Origin of the sequence: Croceitalea dokdonensis DOKDO 023 (genome assembly GCF_001306415.1) — a bacterium.
In the GTDB taxonomy this organism is placed as follows: Bacteria; Bacteroidota; Bacteroidia; order Flavobacteriales; family Flavobacteriaceae; genus Croceitalea; species Croceitalea dokdonensis.
In genome coordinates this window covers 143,364-161,604 of record NZ_LDJX01000005.1, presented here as the reverse complement: position 1 = coordinate 161,604, position 18,241 = coordinate 143,364, and the positions used below count along the sequence as shown (strand labels likewise).

Below are 18,241 nucleotides of genomic sequence, written 5' to 3'. Positions count from 1 at the left end.
TCCATTAAACGCCTAAAGGGTTACTGTTATTTGTATATTTTTCCGTCTTTCATTACAAAGACTACATCTTCCAATGTTTCCACACTTTCAACAGGATTGTTGTTTACCGCAATAATATCCGCTAAAAAGCCCGCTTTGAGCTGCCCCAATTCGCCTTCCATACCCAGTAATTTGGCATTGACCATGGTAGCGGCCCTAAGGGATTCCATCACTGGAATTCCTGCTTCCAACAGATATCCGAACTCAATGGCGTTCTTGCCATGGGGAAAAACACCGGCATCCGTTCCAAACCCCATGGGCACACCTGCTTTAAATGCCTTGGCTATGGTGTTTTGATGAAGTGGTCCAATTTCAAGGGCCTTTTTGGCTACAACGGGTGGAAAAAAACCTGGCATTTTCGCCTTTTCCGCAACCTGTTTGCCCGCACTGATGGTAGGAATCAGATAACAGTTGTTCTCCCGCATCAGAACCATGGTCTCATAACTCATTAGGGTTCCATGTTCTATGGTGGTCACCCCACCCAAAACAGCGCGTTTCATACCCTCATCCCCATGGGCGTGCGCCGCTACCGAAAAACCGTAGTCTTTGGCAGTTGCTACAATTGCCTTTACCTCCTCTAGCGTAAATTGTGGGTTTTCGCCACTTTTTGCCACACTGAGCACACCTCCGGTAGCCGTAATTTTTATGACGTCCGCACCGTTCTTATACCGCTGTCTTACAGCCTTTTTTGCATCTTCAACAGAATTTACCACACCTTCTTTAGGTCCTGGATCACCCTTAAGCTCATTCCGCACCCCGTTTGTGGGATCGGCATGTCCCCCGGTACTGGCCAGCGCCTTGCCCGCGGTAAAAATTCTTGGCCCATCTGCTATCCCTTTATTAATGGCATTCCTTAACGCAATATTTACCCCATTACCACCAAGGTCGCGAACGGTGGTGAATCCAGCCAAGAGGGTCCGTTTTGCATATTGGGCGGCCTCATAGGCGGTGTCCGCATCATTGTCCGAAAAGCGTTTCATGTACACCCCTGGCCCAAATTCACTTTCAATATGGACATGCATATCAATAAACCCAGGCAAAACCGCTTTATCTTTTAAATCAATGGCGATATTGCCATCTCCCGCGGGGACATAGCCCACTTGGACGGCCTTTATTTTTTTATCGGTTACGATGATGGTCCGCTCTTTTAGGAACTTGCCCGAAGCCACATCTAACAGTTGTCCGCAGTGCAGATAGGTGTCTTGGGCTTGGAGGCACCAACTGCCCATTACAAAAAGAAAAAAAACAATTGTTCTCATAAAAAGTGGTTTTAGGATTGTTATTTGGGGATAAGGTAAACAAAAAAAGGAGGTCTTACCTAGACCTCCTTTTTTTGTTTACCATGGTATGTTACGCCATTGTTTTCTCTTTACCCTTTCTAATCTTCTTTTCCCAATTCCAAGCAGATTCCATGGCGTCGTCCAGGGTTGAGGCAGCTTTCCACCCTAAAACCTCATTTGCCTTTGCCGTATCCGCATATGCCTGGATGACATCGCCCTCCCTTCTTGGGGCAATACGGTAATTTAATTTTTCTCCAGAAACGCGCTCAAAACTTTGAATGACCTCCAGTACGGAGCTGCCCGTACCCGTGCCTAAATTAAACACTTCAAAATTGGTGTCATTTTTGGCGGTTAATAAGCGTTGGAGTGCGGCAACATGGGCTTTTGCCAAATCCACCACATGGATGTAATCCCTGATGCAGGTACCATCTGGGGTTGGATAGTCATCTCCAAAAACGGAAAGTTGCTCCCGCATCCCAATACCGGTTTGCGTAATAAAAGGCAATAAATTTTGTGGTACGCCAATGGGCAATTCCCCTATTTCAACAGTAGGGTGCGCTCCAATAGGGTTAAAATAACGCAAGGCGATGGCAGCCAACCCAGGATTCACCTTACAGGTGTCCCTTATAATCTCCTCACCCACCTGTTTGGTATTGCCATAAGGCGATTCCGCAGGTTTTACCGGGGCATCCTCGGTAATGGGCATGGTATCTGCCTGTCCATATACGGTGCAGGAGGAGCTAAAAATAAAATTGGACTCCCCTTTTTTCTGTAGCTCTTGTAAAATATAGACCAGTACACCTAAATTATTCTCGTAATAAAGCAAGGGATTTTCCACACTTTCACCTACGGCTTTTGAAGCTGCAAAATGGATGACACCTGCTATATCATGGTGTTTTGCAAAAAATTCCACTACTTTAGGCTTATCCCTGAGATCAAAATTTTCAAAGACCGGTTTCTTTCCCGTAATGGCAATAATCCCATCCAGCACATTTTCAGAAGAATTGGAAAGGTTATCTACAATCACAACCTCAAAGCCTTCATTCTGCAATTCTACTACGGTATGTGAACCTATAAACCCAAGTCCGCCGGTTACCAAAACTTTTTTCATCTGTTATGCATTTAAATAGTCTATGACCAATGTGGTTATGTACGTTATCTGTTCTTCATCCAACTCCGTATGCATAGGTAGGGAAATGACTTCATTCACCAGTTGGTTGGTAATCTTAAAATCATCTTCCTTGTACCGCTCATCTACATATGCCTTCTGTAAATGCAATGGTATTGGATAGTATACACCACATGGAACGCCATTCTCATTTAAATGTTGCACCAAATTGTCTCTTTTTTCCTTCTTTACACGCAATGTATATTGGTGGAACACGTGACAATCACAAGAATCACAGATACCCTGACAACCATTCACCGTTTTTGGAAGAATAATATCAGGGTGGCCCAAAAATGCCTGGTTGTAGCGCCTTGCAGCTTCCCTCCGCTTGGCGTTATAAGCATCTAAATGGGGTAGTTTGGCCCTTAAAACAGCCGCTTGGAGCGAATCTAGTCTTGAGTTGACCCCAACCACATCATGATGGTACCTTTTGTACATCCCATGGTTCACGATACCACGTATGGTATGGGCAAGTTCATCATCATTGGTGAAAATTGCGCCACCATCCCCATAACAGCCTAAATTTTTAGATGGAAAAAACGAGGTTGATGCCACGTGGCCTATAGTTCCCGATTTCTTTTTTGAACCATCCTTGAAGGTATGCATGGCCCCAATCCCTTGGGCATTATCCTCTATCACATATAAATCGTGTTTGTGCGCCAGGGCCATGATGGCATCCATATCCGCACATTGCCCAAACAAGTGTACCGGCACAATTGCTTTGGTCTTTGGCGTAATGGCCTTTTCTATGGCGGCCACATCAATATTAAAAGTCTCCTTATCCACATCTACCAAAACCGGGGTAAGTTGTAATAAGGCAATGACCTCTACGGTGGCGGCAAAGGTAAAATCTGCCGTGATGACCTCATCACCGGGAACCAAGCCAAGTCCCATCATACAAATCTGGAGCGCATCCGTGCCATTGGCACAAGGAATTACATGCTTTACATCCAAATAGTCTTCCAAATCCTTTTGAAAACCGTGTACTTCTGGCCCATTGATAAAAGCAGATGATTCCAATATTTCACTAAAAGAATTATCGATTTGTTCTTTTATGCCTTGGTATTGCCCTTTAAGGTCTACCATCTGTATTTTTCTCATCTGCCCTATTTTAGGGTACAAAATTAACAAAATAAGGTTGGGCCGTCGGCTTTTGCCATAAAGAAATGTATTTTAGCACAAAGCGTTTGCATTGAGATTCAGCTATCACCTACTTACCAATATTTCATGGTTCTTTTTAAGAATCATCGCCCTTATTAATTCTAAGATTCGCTTGTTCGTCAAGGGTAGAAAAACCGTTTTTAAAGTACTTTCGGACAAAATCCAAAAACAAGATCGCACCATTTGGATACACGCAGCATCTTTGGGAGAGTATGAACAAGGATTGCCCATTATAGAACAGCTAAAAGATACCTACCCTGAGCATAAAATGGTACTCACCTTTTTCTCTCCATCGGGCTATGAGGTAAAAAAGGATTCCAGTCCCGTGGATGTGGTGACCTATTTACCCATGGACACTTTGGGCAATGCCAAGAAACTAGTACAACTGATACGGCCAGAACTGGCTATTTTCATTAAATATGAGGTATGGCCCAATTATTTGAGTGAACTCCAAACCAGAAATATCCCCACCCTTTTAGTGTCTGCCATTTTTAATGAGCGGCAAGCCTATTTTAAATTCTATGGTAGATTCCTAAGAAAGGCACTTGGGTGTTTTACCCATATTTTTGCCCAGGACCAACAATCAAAATCGCTTTTACAATCGCTGGGGTTGGAACAAATAAGTGTAGGTGGTGATACCCGATTTGATCGCGTAACCCGGATACTCCAACAAGACAACAGTTTGGATTTTATGACGGAATTTAAAGATAATAATAAATGCTTTGTGGCTGGGAGCACTTGGAGGCCGGATGAAGACATCATTATTGACTACATCAACTCGGCAGAAACCCAGCTAAAATACGTGATAGCGCCCCATACCATTAAAAGCAAAACAATACAGAAATTACAAAAGTCCATTACCAAAAAAACTGTTTGTTTCTCCAGTATAAAGGGCAGCAACCTAAAAGAGACACAGGTGCTCATTATTGACACTATAGGCCTACTCACCAAAATATATAGCTATGCCGATATTTCTTATGTGGGCGGTGGCTTTGAAACAGGGCTCCACAATACCCTGGAACCGGCCGTATTTGGCAAAGCTGTGATTATTGGGCCCAATTACCATGGCTTTAAAGAAGCAGAGGATTTGGTGGCCCTAGGTGGTATTTTACCCATTCAGGACCAACATGATTTTGAAGGCATGATGCAGGAATTGCAGCAAGACCCTGTTTTTGCCCAAGAGACAGGAGGTATCAATAAAAAATACATTCAGGACCAATTAGGTGCTACCACAACCATAATGGACTATATTAAAACGGTTATCAACCAAGAATAAAACTACCATGGACAAAAGAATCTTAAAAATCTCCCTTACCGCCGCGCTAGCCGGCTTTTTATTTGGTTTTGACACCGTTGTCATCAGTGGTGCCAACCAACCCATTAAAGAGCTTTGGGGTACCAATTGGTTCCTAGGGGACTCCATATTTACGTTCCATGGCATTTTTATTATGTCCATGGCCTTGTGGGGGACAGTTTTGGGGGCACTTTTTGGTGGCATTCCTACGGACAAACTTGGGCGTAAAAAAACGTTATTTTGGATTGGTGCACTTTACTTCATTTCGGCCGTAGGTTCCGCCATGGCGCCGGAGGCCTATAGTTTTTCTTTCTTTAGATTTATTGGTGGTATTGGGGTAGGTGCTTCTTCTGTGGCAGCTCCCATTTATATCTCAGAGATTTCCACCGCGGACAATAGGGGACGGCTTACGGCGCTCTATCAATTTAATATTGTCTTTGGTATTTTAATTGCATTTATATCTAACTATTTCATTGGTATTTTCCTTACTTCTGATATCTCATGGCGATGGATGCTTGCCGCGGAGGGGCTACCTGCACTCATTTACACCATTATGGTCCTTAGAATCCCCAATAGCCCAAGGTGGTTGCTCATAAAAAAAAGGGAGGATTCCCAAATTTTGTCCGCCCTTATTGCCATTGGCAACACCACGGAAAGTGCGCCCAAGGAACTCCAAACTTTAAAAGCGACCTTTTCCACGAATCTTAAGACCTCCAAGGGAAAACTATTTTCAGGTAATTATCGGAAGCCCCTTGTTTTGGCATTTTTAATTGCCTTCTTTAACCAACTTTCCGGAATTAATTTTGTCCTTTACTATGCTCCGGAAATTTTAGAACGTGCGGGTTTAGCCACCGAAGCCTCATTGTTCAGCTCCATATCCATTGGGGTCATCAACCTTATTTTCACCTTTGTGGGTATCGCCCTGATAGATAAATTAGGAAGGAAGCAACTCATGTACATGGGTTCCGTTGGATACATTGTTAGCCTTCTTATGGTGGGATGGTGTTTTTACAGCGGTGCCAGTGCCTTGGTGCTGCTCAGTTTTGTATTGCTTTTCATAGCCTCCCATGCAGTGGGGCAGGGTGCCGTAATTTGGGTATTTATATCAGAGATTTTTCCCAACAGTGTCCGGGCCTACGGCCAGTCTTGGGGTACAAGTACCCATTGGGTCTTTGCCGCGCTAATTACCTTATTGACCCCTACCTTCTTGGATGCCGAAATAGGCATTTTTAAGGACAATCCGTGGCCAATATTTGTTTTCTTCGCAGGTATGATGGTGCTGCAATTGCTTTGGGCGTTCTTTTTTATGCCGGAAACCAAGGGAAGCTCGTTAGAGGAAATAGAAGAACGCCTACAATCTAATTAGCGGTCGTTCCCAAAGAGGGAATTTTGCAAATCCCACCCTAGATACATTAGGGAGGAACAAAATACGCCAAGGGCATTCCCTTCTTTGGTTTTTTTCTGGCTCAATAAACGAATAACCCAATTCTACGTATTTAGTCGAATAATAACACGGGGGCAAATAGGTATCTCATTGGTTTTATGTACATTGAAAGAAATTACACTATCATGGAACATAATATATCTTTTGGAAGTAAGCTACTCGTTGCGTTTTTACGTGTTATGGTATTTGCGCTGGTAGCCATTTTAATTGCCATACCCGTTTGTATTCTTTTGGACCAGTTAGGGCTTATAGGCTAATAAAAACCATGAGAAAAAAGAAAACCTCCCGAATGTCGGGAGGTTTTTTTTTGGCAAACACCATTGCGACTTAGACCTAAACCTGGTTTACATGGATAAGGGCTGTCCCGTACTTTGCAGTACGGAAAACCAGAATTCACTTTCCAAGTCTATTTTTTTGCGCTTACTGGTAACTGCTTTGATGGGCAAGTAGACATACTTATTGTTCACCCTACCTACCACAAACCTGGTTTTACCGCTCATTGCCCCGTGTACCGCATGATACGCCAAGCCACTGCAAAAGACACTGTCTCCAGAATTGGCCGCTGCGCTGCGTACAATATAACTTGGGTCTATGTATTTAATGGTCGTTGGCATCACATCCTTAAAATAAGCGGAAATCTCATTTTTTAAAAAGGTGCCAATATCATCATGCTGTATATTCCCAGAGGCATCGGTCCTCACCTTATCCTTATTGAACAAGTGCTGCCCAGCGCCTTCCGCTACCACGATAACGGCATGCTTTTTATCCTCTAGACGCTTTTTGAGCATTGCCAAAAACCCGGTATCACCGTACAACTTAAAATTCATCTCCGGCACCAACACAAAATTCACCACCGGCATGGACAATGATGCGCATGCCGCAATAAAGCCGCTATCACGCCCCATTAATTTTATTATGGAAATGCCGTTATAAGCACCTGCCGCTTCATTGTGCGCATCCCTAAGTATGGAACTGGCGATATCAAAAGAGGTTTCAAAGCCAAAGGATTTATCAATGATATCAATGTCGTTGTCAATGGTCTTTGGAATTCCTACAACGCTAATGTCCAATCCCCTTTTTTGGATTTCCTCTCCAATGGCATCCGCACCTTTTAGGGTACCGTCTCCACCTATGGCAAAGAGGATGTCAATTTTTTGATGCACCAAGGTGTCTACCATGACGCCAACGTCCTGTCCACCTCGTGAAGATCCCAAAATAGTACCGCCAAACTGATGGATATCCTTTACCTTATCCGGGGTAAGCTCTTGAAAACCATATCCCATTTTTGGGTTTAGGCCCTCATATCCGTACGGTACTCCCAATATCCTTTTTACATCATAAAAATAATGGAGTGCCATGACGATGCCCCGTATAACATTATTGATACCGGGGCAAAGGCCGCCGCAGGTAACGATTGCCGCCTTTGTGGTTTTTGAATCAAAGAAAACATTTTGTCTTGGTCCCGCTTTTTCCAAACATACCGGATCTTGCCCCTTGTCCAGGCAGCTTTTGTATGCTTCCAAAGAAAGATTGTAGACCACCTTATGGTCCTCTTTGATAAAATTAAAAATATTATCTCCCCTTACCGTACTTAACTGAAGGGGAGATTTTATACTGGCTTTACCCAGATTTTGTATTTCAAATTTACTCACGTGTCAATGCATTTTAAACATGGTCATCCAAGCGGTGATGGAAATCGATAAGCAGTGCACCGTTCCATGATTTCCTCGGAGGCTTGTTCCGCAAATTTATGCCTAAATTTTCCCCTGTCCTACTTTTCCGTATTTCCATACCCTTTTGTAGGTTAAAGCAACCCTGCCCGGTACATGTCGGGCAGGTATTTGCTTTATTTTGATTCATTTATCTACTTATCCTTTATAAATTTTCTCGTAATCGGCTACCGAGCCATTGTCCAAACAACATTCAATGATGCGTTGGCCCAATGGGTCTAAGTTGTTATCTTGGAACTGTGCCAAGGTGGTTACAAAAAAATCATGAAGAATCCGTGCTCCTTTATCATAGGCTTTTTTACCTACCTCTTCTTGATGCTCCACTTTAAGTAACCATTTTGGAATTTGTAGGCCTTCAACCTTCATTGAGTTCAAAGCATAGCCCAATAAGCTACATCTTGATTCGCTCAACTGCTCTTCCGTAAACTTGGCATTGCCCCTTCTGGCCAAAAACTCCCTGCTTACCCACTGCGGCATAAAACTGGTTTTCCATGCACCAATATGTTGGTTGGGGGTCAATACATATTTCACGTCAGGTGTCGCCCTAATCTGTTCCAATAACAAATTGGCTTGTTTTACTTTTTTCCCTGTGGCAAAAGGCCAATAACTGCCGACGCCTTCACTGCTAATCCCTTTCGTATTTATGATACTAGGATTGGCATAACCCCTTGGGGCTACCAAACGCCATAACCAAGCCAATGCAGGTGGCAACATGTGCATCATGCCCACGATGCCATAATCCGGGTTCTGTTTTGTACAGGGTGGGGTTCTTAGACCAATACTTCTGATATCTACCCTTACTGGCTCTGAATACACTCCTGGAAAGGCATCTCTAGGAACCACCACCCTAGGGTTTGGGCACGCTACGCCTGGCTTGTCTTCAATGTGATCCCAAATCATCGCGTGACCACCGGCCACTCCGTTGATGTTTAAAAACAGTAACGGCTTTTCTGGCTGGGCAGTGACTTTTTCCAGCATGGGGTCAGTCCCATAGTCCTTGATATGGTCTACCCGAACAAACCAAGCATCTTCCGCATCTTCTAACCATAATTTTTTAGCATCTTTTTGCAAATTTGGGTGACATAGCGCCATATCATCCGTTACGGGCTGCAGATCACATGTCCTTGGAATTTCCAGTGTCCTTTTTTCATTGGTCAAAATATTTTTCCCCAATAAAATACTACCGTCAGATTGTCTATGTGGATGTTGTAACATTTCACTCTTACCACCTCCACTAGCTCCTTCGTGCATTACGGTCACCACATTGTCATAAGGGGTTATCACGCGTACTGCGGAACAGTGTGCCGTAACCCAGCCTTCTTCTTCCCCTTTTCCGATCAACATACCGTAGACTCCTTTTTTTGCGCTGGGTCCAGGATAAAGGTTATAGGAAAAAAGTTCGTATTGGCCAGGAAGTCTATTATGGACAACTACCTGTTTTCCTTGAAAATGGGTATGCCTAAAGGGTGGAGCAGCATAAATAACGGCCTCCGGCACAAAATCATCTGCCAAGTCATCTGGATCAAGAATACCTTGTAACAAGGCAAGACCCAATCCAAAAAAACCACAGTTTGCAGGCACCACGGCAACAGCACTATAACCCATACCGGGTTTACCAGCGTCAAAAAAGAACATGGCCAAGTCTTGTGTCTTCAACCAATCAAAAGTCTCTTTTCGTAGCCCGTCAAATTCTTTACCAAACCTATCTTTAAACCTGGTTTTGTCCGTGGGAAGGTTATCTGCTATGACCATACAATCTGGATCCCGTCTGCGCATGTACACTTCAGGATAGTTGGCCACTATTCCATTTTTGGCCCTCAAAACGTCTGCTTCCAAGTAATTGCGGCCATCTGGCAAATTAAAACGTACTTGGTGCGCATCCTTACCTTTGCCACCTACGGCTAAATCAACTAATTCTTCTACGTTTTTTGCCACGGTTACGCTGGGCGCCACGGCCAATAATTCTTGTAATTCAACATTATTACCAACGGGTAATTTCTTTTTAATCTGTTCCATAATGTTTATTTTAATGGTTTTATCTATTTAATTGGTTACCATATTATCTTCTTTTAATCAAGCACAAATCCCTAAAATTTCCATATCAGCGGTACCAATGCTACGGTCGTAATAAAAAACAACACCAATAATGGGCCTCCCACTTTTACATAATCCAAAAATTTATACCCCCCGGCAGACATTACCATGGCATTGGTGGTGGTGCCAACAGGGGTTAAAAACGCAGTTGAAGCACTTATGGCCACGGTAATCAAAAATGGTTTGGGAGATACCCCCAGAGTGGTAGCTGCCAACAATGCTATTGGTGCCATGAGCACTGCGGTTGCGGAATTATTTATCGTTTGGCTAAAAGCGGTGGTCAGTAAAAAAATGCCTGCCAACAAAACTGTAGGATTAATACTGCCCAACATATCTACCAGTCCGTTGGCCGCCAATTCTGCCACACCTGTTTTTTGCAAGGCCGTCCCCATGGGAATCATGGCCGCGATCATTACTACGCTGGTCCAACTAATTCCCTTATAGGCTTTTGAAATGGGCACACAACCACTGAGCAACATGATTCCCCCACAGACCAAAGCGGCAATGGCTCCCGGCAATAACTTAAAGACCAACAAGGCTATCATCAAGACCAAAGTTGCCATGGCAATGTAGCTTCGGGTGTTTAATTTGGCCACGTTCTTTGCCATGGCCTCAGGACTACCGGAAATCAGTACGTTTTCATAAAGGGTCTTTAGGTTACTAATGTTATCCCAAGGCCCCCGTATGATAAAGGCATCTCCCGCTTCAATACGAATTCTACCGGACAAGGGCTTGTTTTTTCTGGAAGCCGCCAGCAATTGCACCCCAATTTTCCTCAGGTAATTACCAAGATTTATGGTTTTGCCCACTAGGGCACTATTTGGGGTAATCAACATTTCTGCCATACCCACTTCTTGTGAAATTAACTCGTCTTTTAAGGTGTCCTTTTCAGTGGGCGTAGGGATTACCCCCAATCTGAATTTCATGGATAATTTATCTACCGCTTCCGGGGATCCCTTAACCGTAAGGATATCATGATAGCGCATTTCCGTAGCACTATCTGGCAGTTCCACAAATTCTGGGGTAGACTGTTTTAACATGCTAGGGTGGCGGCGTTTTAGCCGCATTACCGAAATTTGGTGGTCTTTTTCAAAATTCCAGTGGCCCATCTTGGTATTTTGCAATGGAGACATGGATCTTATCCTAAGGCGATACATATTGTCACCCACACTATAATTTTCTATCCATTTGTGCATTTCCGCATCAATATCCGCTGGACGTTCATTAGTATGCCTTTTGGGGAGCAGACGGTACCCAACGTACCTAAAATATAGGATGGCTATGATGAGCAACGGTAGGCCAATCAGTCCAAATTCAAAGAAGGAAAACCCTTCAAAATTATTTTCCACCAAGGTATTGCTGGCAATAATGTTGGGAGGTGTACCGGTCAGGGTTAAGAGGCCACCGGTATTGGAACCAAAGGCCACGGGCATAAGCAATTTTGACGGTAAGGTACCGGCCGTCCATGCCGCCGAAACGGTCACGGGCAATAATGCCGCCACAGTACCCGTATTGCTCACAAAACCGGAAAGCACACTGGCGCCCAATGTTACGATCACCAGTAATTTTGGAATGCTCTTACCTGCCCAGCCCACAAATTTCTGCCCTGCCAGCGCCGTCCAACCCGTTCTGGCCAAACCTTCCCCTATAATAAACAAGGCAGCAATCATAATTACGGTGGTATTGCTAAAACCACTTAAGGTTTCCTGGACATCCAAAATTCCGGTGAGGTATAGGGTGATCATGGACATAAGCGCTACCACATCTGGCGGTAATTTCCCCCAAACAAAAAGGATGATGGTGATGGTTAGGATACTTAGTAATATGGTCATTTTTGGACAGCTATATCATTAATCCAATGTAAGCACTGGCACTGTGGAATGTAGGGTTAAAAGTTTGGTCAAACGGCCATCTGAGGCCTGTGTTTTTTTTGCATGGTTCCTAGGTAAAATGGCCAACATATCAATCTCTTTTTCTTTGATATAATCAAATATCCCTTTTTCCACATCCTCATTCTTTTGAAAATCATGCGCCGTATAAAAATGCTCCAGATAATATTCCAAGGTATTTTCATTAGACTCTACAATGGCTTTTTCTTTGTAAACGGATTCCTTGTATATGGTTAATACGTGGACACGGGCATTGAACATCCGCGCAACATCCAACAACGTGGACAATACGTTGGGATATTCTATCTCCTCTTTACCAAGAACCAGTGCAATTTCTTTTGGCACCTCTGCCTTGGTGCTAAATGGAACGGTTATCACAGGGCAGTTTGCCTGCAATACCAGGTGGGACGTATTGGTAATGGTATCCTCTTCCGAGTCTCCCATGGTGCCCATTATGATCAAATCAAACTGTTGGTTGATTTGCAAGGACAAAACCGTTTCTATTAAGTTACCAGAAGCAAAAATCAACTCTGGCCTATGTTTGGTGCGCTTGTCCAGTTTGGCAAGCAACTTGGTAAACGCTTGCTGGGATTCCTGTTCTCTTTTCGCAGAAACGGGAGCCACGGTTACCTCTACGGCAAAAATCTTAATTGGCCTCTGATAACCCACAAAATTCATGGTGTATTCCAGCGCCTTTATACCGGCTTCAGAAAAATCGAAGGGAACTACTATTTTTTTAATGTTGCTCATATCTAATAGAATTTAATACCTGACTTAATTGAAAACCAAAATTATACCGCATTGGGTAGGAAAAACATGACAGATATCAGGAAATGGATTTTTAGTATGCTAAAACCAGTATTTTCTTTATCCTGACTTTTATCATACTTTCTGTTTGGTTATTGGAAGATCTTTGCCAAAGAATACCTAATATCTTAGGTTATGACGCAGATTACGCTAGTACGGAACACCTTCCTCAAAATCGTTATTATCCATTTAGTATACATCGGACTACCAAAAAATGCCGTTGCCCAGGAAGACCTAAGGGATGCTACCGGCACTTGGCTAGTGATAGCGGGCAACCTTGAACTTAGGGAGCATTGGAAGGTGCCAACCGTAGGTATTGTGCGCTACTATAACTTGGCGGAGCAGACGGAGTTTGGTTTTTTCAGGACCGGTATCACCTATGCCCCCAACAAAAAAAACAAACTTACCTTGGGGGTGGCTTTCTTGGATACCCAACCGTTTGACCATTTTGAGTTTGAAAGCCTGACCACCCAGTTTTGGTTATATGAGGAATATTGCCGTAACCAAAAACTTTTAGGCGTAAAACTGGCACACCGGGGTCGTTTGGAAAAGCGATGGATCACAAAACCACATACGGAAATTTTCAATATGAGATTTAGGTATCGGCTACAGGCTACCTACCCTGTTTCCAAAAACCTCTATATAAAAGTATTTGATGAACCCTTCTTTGATTTTAACCAATCCAAAATAAACCAGAATAGGTTTTATGCAGGTATCGGTAGAAAGATATCCCCAAGTATCCAAATGGAATTGGGGTATATGAAAAACCATGTGGGTAAAAATAACTTTGACCGTATCCGTATGGTATTTCTCTTTAAGGCCAAGCTGTACAAGGACAAAAACAGTGATATGACCTCAGTGGATTAATTATCGAATTGATAAAGAAATAGTGTTAAAATTCAAAACTTGATAAATATCATGTTTTAAATCAAGGTTCCCACCTAATTTTATTCAAAATAAATTAAACGTCATGGAACTCAAAAAAAATCCCAAAGCAGATCTAAATCGAAATAGTGGCCTGTATTTTGTTATCGGGTTGACTGTAGTGCTCTTTACCACATACACCATGTTGGAATATAAATCTTACGAAAGCAATGAAGACTTTGCACAGGTTTTGGACGTGCAGGACGATATGGACGAAGAAGTGCCCATCACGGAAATGTTACGCACCGCACCTCCTCCACCACCGCCATCTGCACCGGAGGTCATAGAAATCATTGAAGATGTAGAAGATGTAGAGGAAACTATCATAGAAAGCACGGAAAGTAGCCAAGACACCTATATAGAGGATAATATCATTAGTCTTGATGGCGTGGACATGGACGAAGCCGAAGAAGATATCATCGTACCCTTTGCCATTATTGAAAATGCTCCGGTATTTCCAGGTTGCGAGGGCCTATCCAGCGAAGCGGAGCGCAAAGCTTGCTTTAACAGTAAAATCCAAGAGCATATCCGCGCCAACTTCAACTATCCGGAAGCTGCGCTTGAAATGCAGATTACGGGCAGGGTTTTTGTCCAGTTCGAAATTAACTCCAAAGGCCAGGTTACCGGTATAAAAAAACGGGGACCAGATAGAATGTTGGAAAGCGAGGCGGAACGCATCATATCAAAATTACCTACTATGAAGCCCGCCATGCAGCGTGGTAAACCAGCAAGGATAGCGTACAGTGTGCCCATTAACTTTATCATTCAATCATAAACCTAACATCAACCCGACCAAAAAAAAAGGATTTGTAGGAAACTACAGGTCCTTTTTTATGTATCCTTTATATTCTGTGGAATATCAGCAATAAGATGGATTAAACCTAAGCTGCCATATTGGTATTCCGGTACTGAGAAACAAAAAAAAGCGAAAAGAAGGTGCCTAGCACCCAGCCATATCTACATAGCCACGGCTGGTGTGATTGCCTTTGCATCGCGACAAAACACCTAATTAAAATGCTGGTAACAGTGTTATCCATGAATCAACAGCTACCATCTATTGGGGTATTGCGCATCTTTGGAGGCAGCCTCCCTACTTCTTAGTAATAGCTGGTGCTTTCCTTTGCTGCGTACCCGGTATCCCAAAAGGTGAAAAAAGGACTTGGCCATAAAGCGGGCCACTTTGGTATTGATGAGCAATCCCCGTTTGGTCCGGTCTTTCCAAGATATGCCCGGGAGCCAGGTTAACATATGGTCAAAATTATACTTCCGAAGCTGCTTGGACAGCCAAAGAAAAAATGGGGGTATTGGTCGTATAAAATAAAAGCCCTCACTACCCTGCTTTTGGTACAGCGGCATAAATAAACGATTTCTTTTTTTTGCCTTGATGGTGCTGCCGTTATATATCGCAATTTCATCTCCCCGCACCACGGTTTGAAAATTTACGTAACCTGGTAACATTTTAAATTTATCTGCCTGGTTGATATGGTGCTCGTAGGTAATTTCAAAAAATGTTGTTGGTATGGCAGACGTTTTTTGCAGAGCCATCCGCTCCTTTGCCAACCATACCTTGTCTACCTGCAGGGAACCTACGAGTCCCAAGGAGAACTTCATAAAATGAACCGTATGTTCCACCGCTTTTGGATCATTGTGCTGCCCACTCTCAAAACCAAAGGAGACATACCCCAATTCATTGATGTAACTCAAAAGGGCGCCATGCAGGTACTCTTCTATCCCCAACACCTTTGGCAGGGGGTAATGGTTTGTGAACCGCCTGTTCAACAGACTATCGTTCATCACAATAAATGGGCTGGTAGGACTGGAGGTCGTATGGATATCAATAAAGTAAAATGGGGGTTGATGGGTGTTTAAAATCAACTGTAATTGCCCGTAAATTTCCCGTAGTTCTTGCGCTTCATGATGTGGTTTGCTAGCATCCTGACTTTTAATTTCCTCAATTCTTTCCTGCTGCCAGATACGGTTTAGATCTTCTGTCCTATAGCGCACACCCAACTCCAAGGCAGCTAAATTTCCGGCAATGCCATATACGGTGCCAAAGATATTGCCCTGTTCTTGTTGTAGCCCTCCTAAAACCTTTTCAATGGCTTGCACCCCTGCAGGTTCATTTCCATGAACCCCTCCAAAAAACACCACGGTTGGTCCATCCTTTGCTCCTTTTAGGACCTTGATAAGCCTATTTGGCCGTACCTTAGGCGCTATAATGGAACCTTGGGTTTTTATCATACTTAGAGATCTTTTTTACTGAGAATGCCTATAATAGAGCCGTGGTCACATATAGGTAGGCATCCAATACCTTTGGACTGCATTATGGCCGCTGCCTCGGATAATTTTGCATTTGGGCCCAACGTAAGTACATCTTTGACCATAATAGCACCAACCAAACTGGACTCTAGCGGAATATCCAAGGTTTTAAGATAGCTTGATGTTAACAGACCTGTAAACTGTCCCTGGTCATTTTCTATTGGAATATGGTTAATGTTGTTCCATTCCATTATGGCCAATGCCAAGCTTGCATAGTCCTTCTCGTTCATTTTAAATAAATGGGTGGTCATCCGGTCACTTACCGTTATGTTGGCCGGCTCTTTGATCTTTGATACCTTAACATCTGCCCACCGGTGTATGGGCATTGCATCCTTTTGGTTGTTGCAGATGGCCTTGGTCAATAGCTGCAGGGATTCATTGGTTTTAAACTCCTTATGCAATTTCCGGTAGTTGCGTACCTGCCACTGGTCACCGGAGGTACCCTTTGTCCTTGCTTCAATAACGCCCAATAGTCTTTTTATATCCGCAGAATCAATATGCATCTTTTCCAAACCCTGGTAGGCTATGGGCAATAATTCCTTTAGCACCAGTTTTTTGGCACTTAGAAATTCATTTTTCCATTGAAAGATGGTTTCCTTGCCGGTGCGTGCCGCTTTGATAAAATTGGTCTTTACCGCCTTAAAATCCATCTGGGACGGCACATGATCAAAGTGTTTTGGCCTACCTTTCATTAACCCGACCCAAAAAGCAAAATTGGCCATTTCATCAATGACGGAAGGCCCGGAAGGAATATACCTGTTCTCAATCCTTAGATGGGGTTTGCCACCTCCTATGCCATAACAGGGCCTGTTCCAACGGTACACGGTACCATTGTGTAAGCGCAGTGCCTCTAGCTGTGGCGCTAGGCCCTTTTTAATCTGGTCCATGGAACCTTCCTTGATGGATTTGGTGAGCAACACCCGATGTTTGGAAATATCTTTTTTAAATATTTCTGCCACGGAACCTTCTTCCCAACGCGTGCCAAATCCCACGCGTGGTGCTTGATCATGAAGAACGTAACCAGATTTTCTGGTATCCAAACTCTGTTGAAACAACGCAATCCTAGTTTCTTTCCAAAGCTCCCTTCCCATTAACATGGGCGAGTTACAGCATACAGAAAGGACGGGGCCCGCAATGGCCTGTGACCAATTATAGCTGGAAATAAAGTCATGGGAGGGGATTTGCAGATGCATTTGAAAACTGGTGTTACAGGCTTCAAAAAGCACGGAATTGTGCTTTATGTACAGCTCGTCCACCCCACGTATCTTTAACTTAAAATCACCGCCCTTGCTGGCCACTAAGGCATCATTCAATGCATAGTATCGCGGTATTGGTGTGAGATAATCCAAAGAAACCTCATTTTTTGATATCGTGGGAAGAATACCAGCTAACAACAAATGAATATCCAATTCTTTTGCCTTGTTGCCTGCAATTTTCAATAATTCCCGTAGCTGACTTTCTACCCTTGTAAAACAATCCCCAGTTAACTCAAAAGGATCTAGGTTAATTTCAATATTGTACCTAGCCAATTCCGTGGTAAACTGCTTATGGTCAATGGCCTTTAACAGTTCTAGGTTGACGCCGGCAGGATTATAGTTGTTATCTACCAAACACAACTCTTGCTCCGCACCAATGCGGATGACATCATCTTCAAAAGTATAGTTCTGTAAAAGCAACTCCAATGCCCTTACATCATCAACCAAGTGTTTTATAAAAAGCTGTTGCTCCGCCCGATTGGTTTCCGTGTTTAAAATCATTTCACCCATTTTGTTGTCTTTTTGGGCAAGGGTAGGCAACCTTTGCCGGTTTTATAATTAACTTGAGTTTTAACCTTAAGACAAAGTAGGTTAAGCTTGTCCTTGAAATCTTGCGCACAACCCCATAAAAGTGTTGAGCCAAGACCGCAGTATTGGCCAAGGCCTTTATCAATGTTATTGGTTTAGGACAAAAAATCCAAACCCCATCCCATAGGTCAACTGCCAAGAATATTCCTCGTCGTGCATACCTTATGCCATGTACCCAAATGTAGCAGCTAAGCTGCTCTTATTTTATGACAATTGTCATATCACAAACCTATTGATTACCAATACCT

14 protein-coding genes are annotated in these 18,241 nt (G+C 43.3%); 5 read left to right on the top strand and 9 right to left on the bottom strand.

The genetic code is table 11. The features are described 5' to 3' along the window. Nucleotides 1-26: 26 nt before the first annotated feature. The 3 genes from I595_RS11605 to I595_RS11595 form a co-directional block, all read right to left on the bottom strand. The gene (locus tag I595_RS11605; protein ID WP_054559602.1) at nt 27-1,298 is read right to left on the bottom strand and encodes a metal-dependent hydrolase family protein; all 1,272 of its coding nucleotides are present in this window, start codon (nt 1,296-1,298) and stop codon (nt 27-29) included. A 91-nt stretch (nt 1,299-1,389) separates the two neighbouring features. After that, nucleotides 1,390-2,430 (bottom strand): UDP-glucose 4-epimerase GalE, encoded by a 1,041-nt coding sequence (gene galE, locus I595_RS11600; protein WP_054559601.1) that lies wholly within the window; start codon nt 2,428-2,430, stop codon nt 1,390-1,392. A 3-nt stretch (nt 2,431-2,433) separates the two neighbouring features. After that, entirely contained in the window at nt 2,434-3,588 is a 1,155-nt protein-coding gene (locus I595_RS11595; RefSeq protein ID WP_054559600.1) for a DegT/DnrJ/EryC1/StrS family aminotransferase, read from the bottom strand. Between the two features lie 91 nt (nt 3,589-3,679). On the opposite strand from I595_RS11595, the gene I595_RS11590 reads away from it, so the two are divergent. The 3 genes from I595_RS11590 (at nt 3,680) to I595_RS17765 (ending at nt 6,643) form a co-directional block, all read left to right on the top strand. Continuing rightward, nucleotides 3,680-4,924 (top strand): 3-deoxy-D-manno-octulosonic acid transferase, encoded by a 1,245-nt coding sequence (locus I595_RS11590; protein ID WP_054559599.1) that lies wholly within the window; start codon nt 3,680-3,682, stop codon nt 4,922-4,924. 7 nt (nt 4,925-4,931) lie between these two features. Further along, entirely contained in the window at nt 4,932-6,308 is a 1,377-nt protein-coding gene (locus tag I595_RS11585) for a sugar porter family MFS transporter (protein ID WP_054559598.1), read from the top strand. A 203-nt stretch (nt 6,309-6,511) separates the two neighbouring features. Then, the gene (locus I595_RS17765; protein WP_262485538.1) at nt 6,512-6,643 is read left to right on the top strand and encodes a hypothetical protein; all 132 of its coding nucleotides are present in this window, start codon (nt 6,512-6,514) and stop codon (nt 6,641-6,643) included. An 87-nt stretch (nt 6,644-6,730) separates the two neighbouring features. Here the strand turns inward: I595_RS17765 and I595_RS11580 are convergent, their stop codons facing one another. The 4 genes from I595_RS11580 to I595_RS11565 all read right to left on the bottom strand — a co-directional run bounded on the left by I595_RS11580 (nt 6,731) and on the right by I595_RS11565 (nt 12,849). Beyond that, nucleotides 6,731-8,038, bottom strand: a complete 1,308-nt coding sequence (locus I595_RS11580; RefSeq protein ID WP_054559597.1) for an ATP-dependent 6-phosphofructokinase — start codon at nt 8,036-8,038, stop codon at nt 6,731-6,733. 216 nt (nt 8,039-8,254) lie between these two features. Further along, nucleotides 8,255-10,132, bottom strand: coding sequence for a DUF4914 family protein (locus I595_RS11575; RefSeq protein ID WP_157449734.1), 1,878 nt, complete (start codon nt 10,130-10,132; stop codon nt 8,255-8,257). Nucleotides 10,133-10,203: 71 nt separating this feature from the next. Continuing rightward, nucleotides 10,204-12,042 (bottom strand): SLC13 family permease, encoded by a 1,839-nt coding sequence (locus tag I595_RS11570; protein ID WP_054559595.1) that lies wholly within the window; start codon nt 12,040-12,042, stop codon nt 10,204-10,206. Between the two features lie 18 nt (nt 12,043-12,060). After that, nucleotides 12,061-12,849 (bottom strand): universal stress protein, encoded by a 789-nt coding sequence (locus tag I595_RS11565; protein WP_054559594.1) that lies wholly within the window; start codon nt 12,847-12,849, stop codon nt 12,061-12,063. Between the two features lie 192 nt (nt 12,850-13,041). Between I595_RS11565 and I595_RS11560 the strand changes: the two genes are divergently transcribed. Together I595_RS11560 and I595_RS11555 are read left to right on the top strand one after the other, a co-directional pair. After that, complete coding sequence (locus I595_RS11560; RefSeq protein ID WP_054559593.1) at nt 13,042-13,773, top strand: DUF2490 domain-containing protein; 732 nt, start codon at nt 13,042-13,044, stop codon at nt 13,771-13,773. A gap of 103 nt (nt 13,774-13,876) precedes the next feature. Beyond that, nucleotides 13,877-14,605 (top strand): energy transducer TonB, encoded by a 729-nt coding sequence (locus I595_RS11555; protein WP_054559592.1) that lies wholly within the window; start codon nt 13,877-13,879, stop codon nt 14,603-14,605. A 272-nt stretch (nt 14,606-14,877) separates the two neighbouring features. On the opposite strand, the gene I595_RS11550 is transcribed toward I595_RS11555, so the two are convergent. Beyond that, nucleotides 14,878-16,071: a M14 family metallopeptidase gene (locus I595_RS11550; RefSeq protein WP_054559591.1), complete on the bottom strand. Its 1,194-nt coding sequence runs from the start codon at nt 16,069-16,071 to the stop codon at nt 14,878-14,880. Nucleotides 16,072-16,073: 2 nt separating this feature from the next. Beyond that, the gene (locus I595_RS11545) at nt 16,074-17,915 is read right to left on the bottom strand and encodes a glutamate-cysteine ligase family protein (protein ID WP_054559590.1); all 1,842 of its coding nucleotides are present in this window, start codon (nt 17,913-17,915) and stop codon (nt 16,074-16,076) included. Nucleotides 17,916-18,241 lie beyond the last annotated feature (326 nt).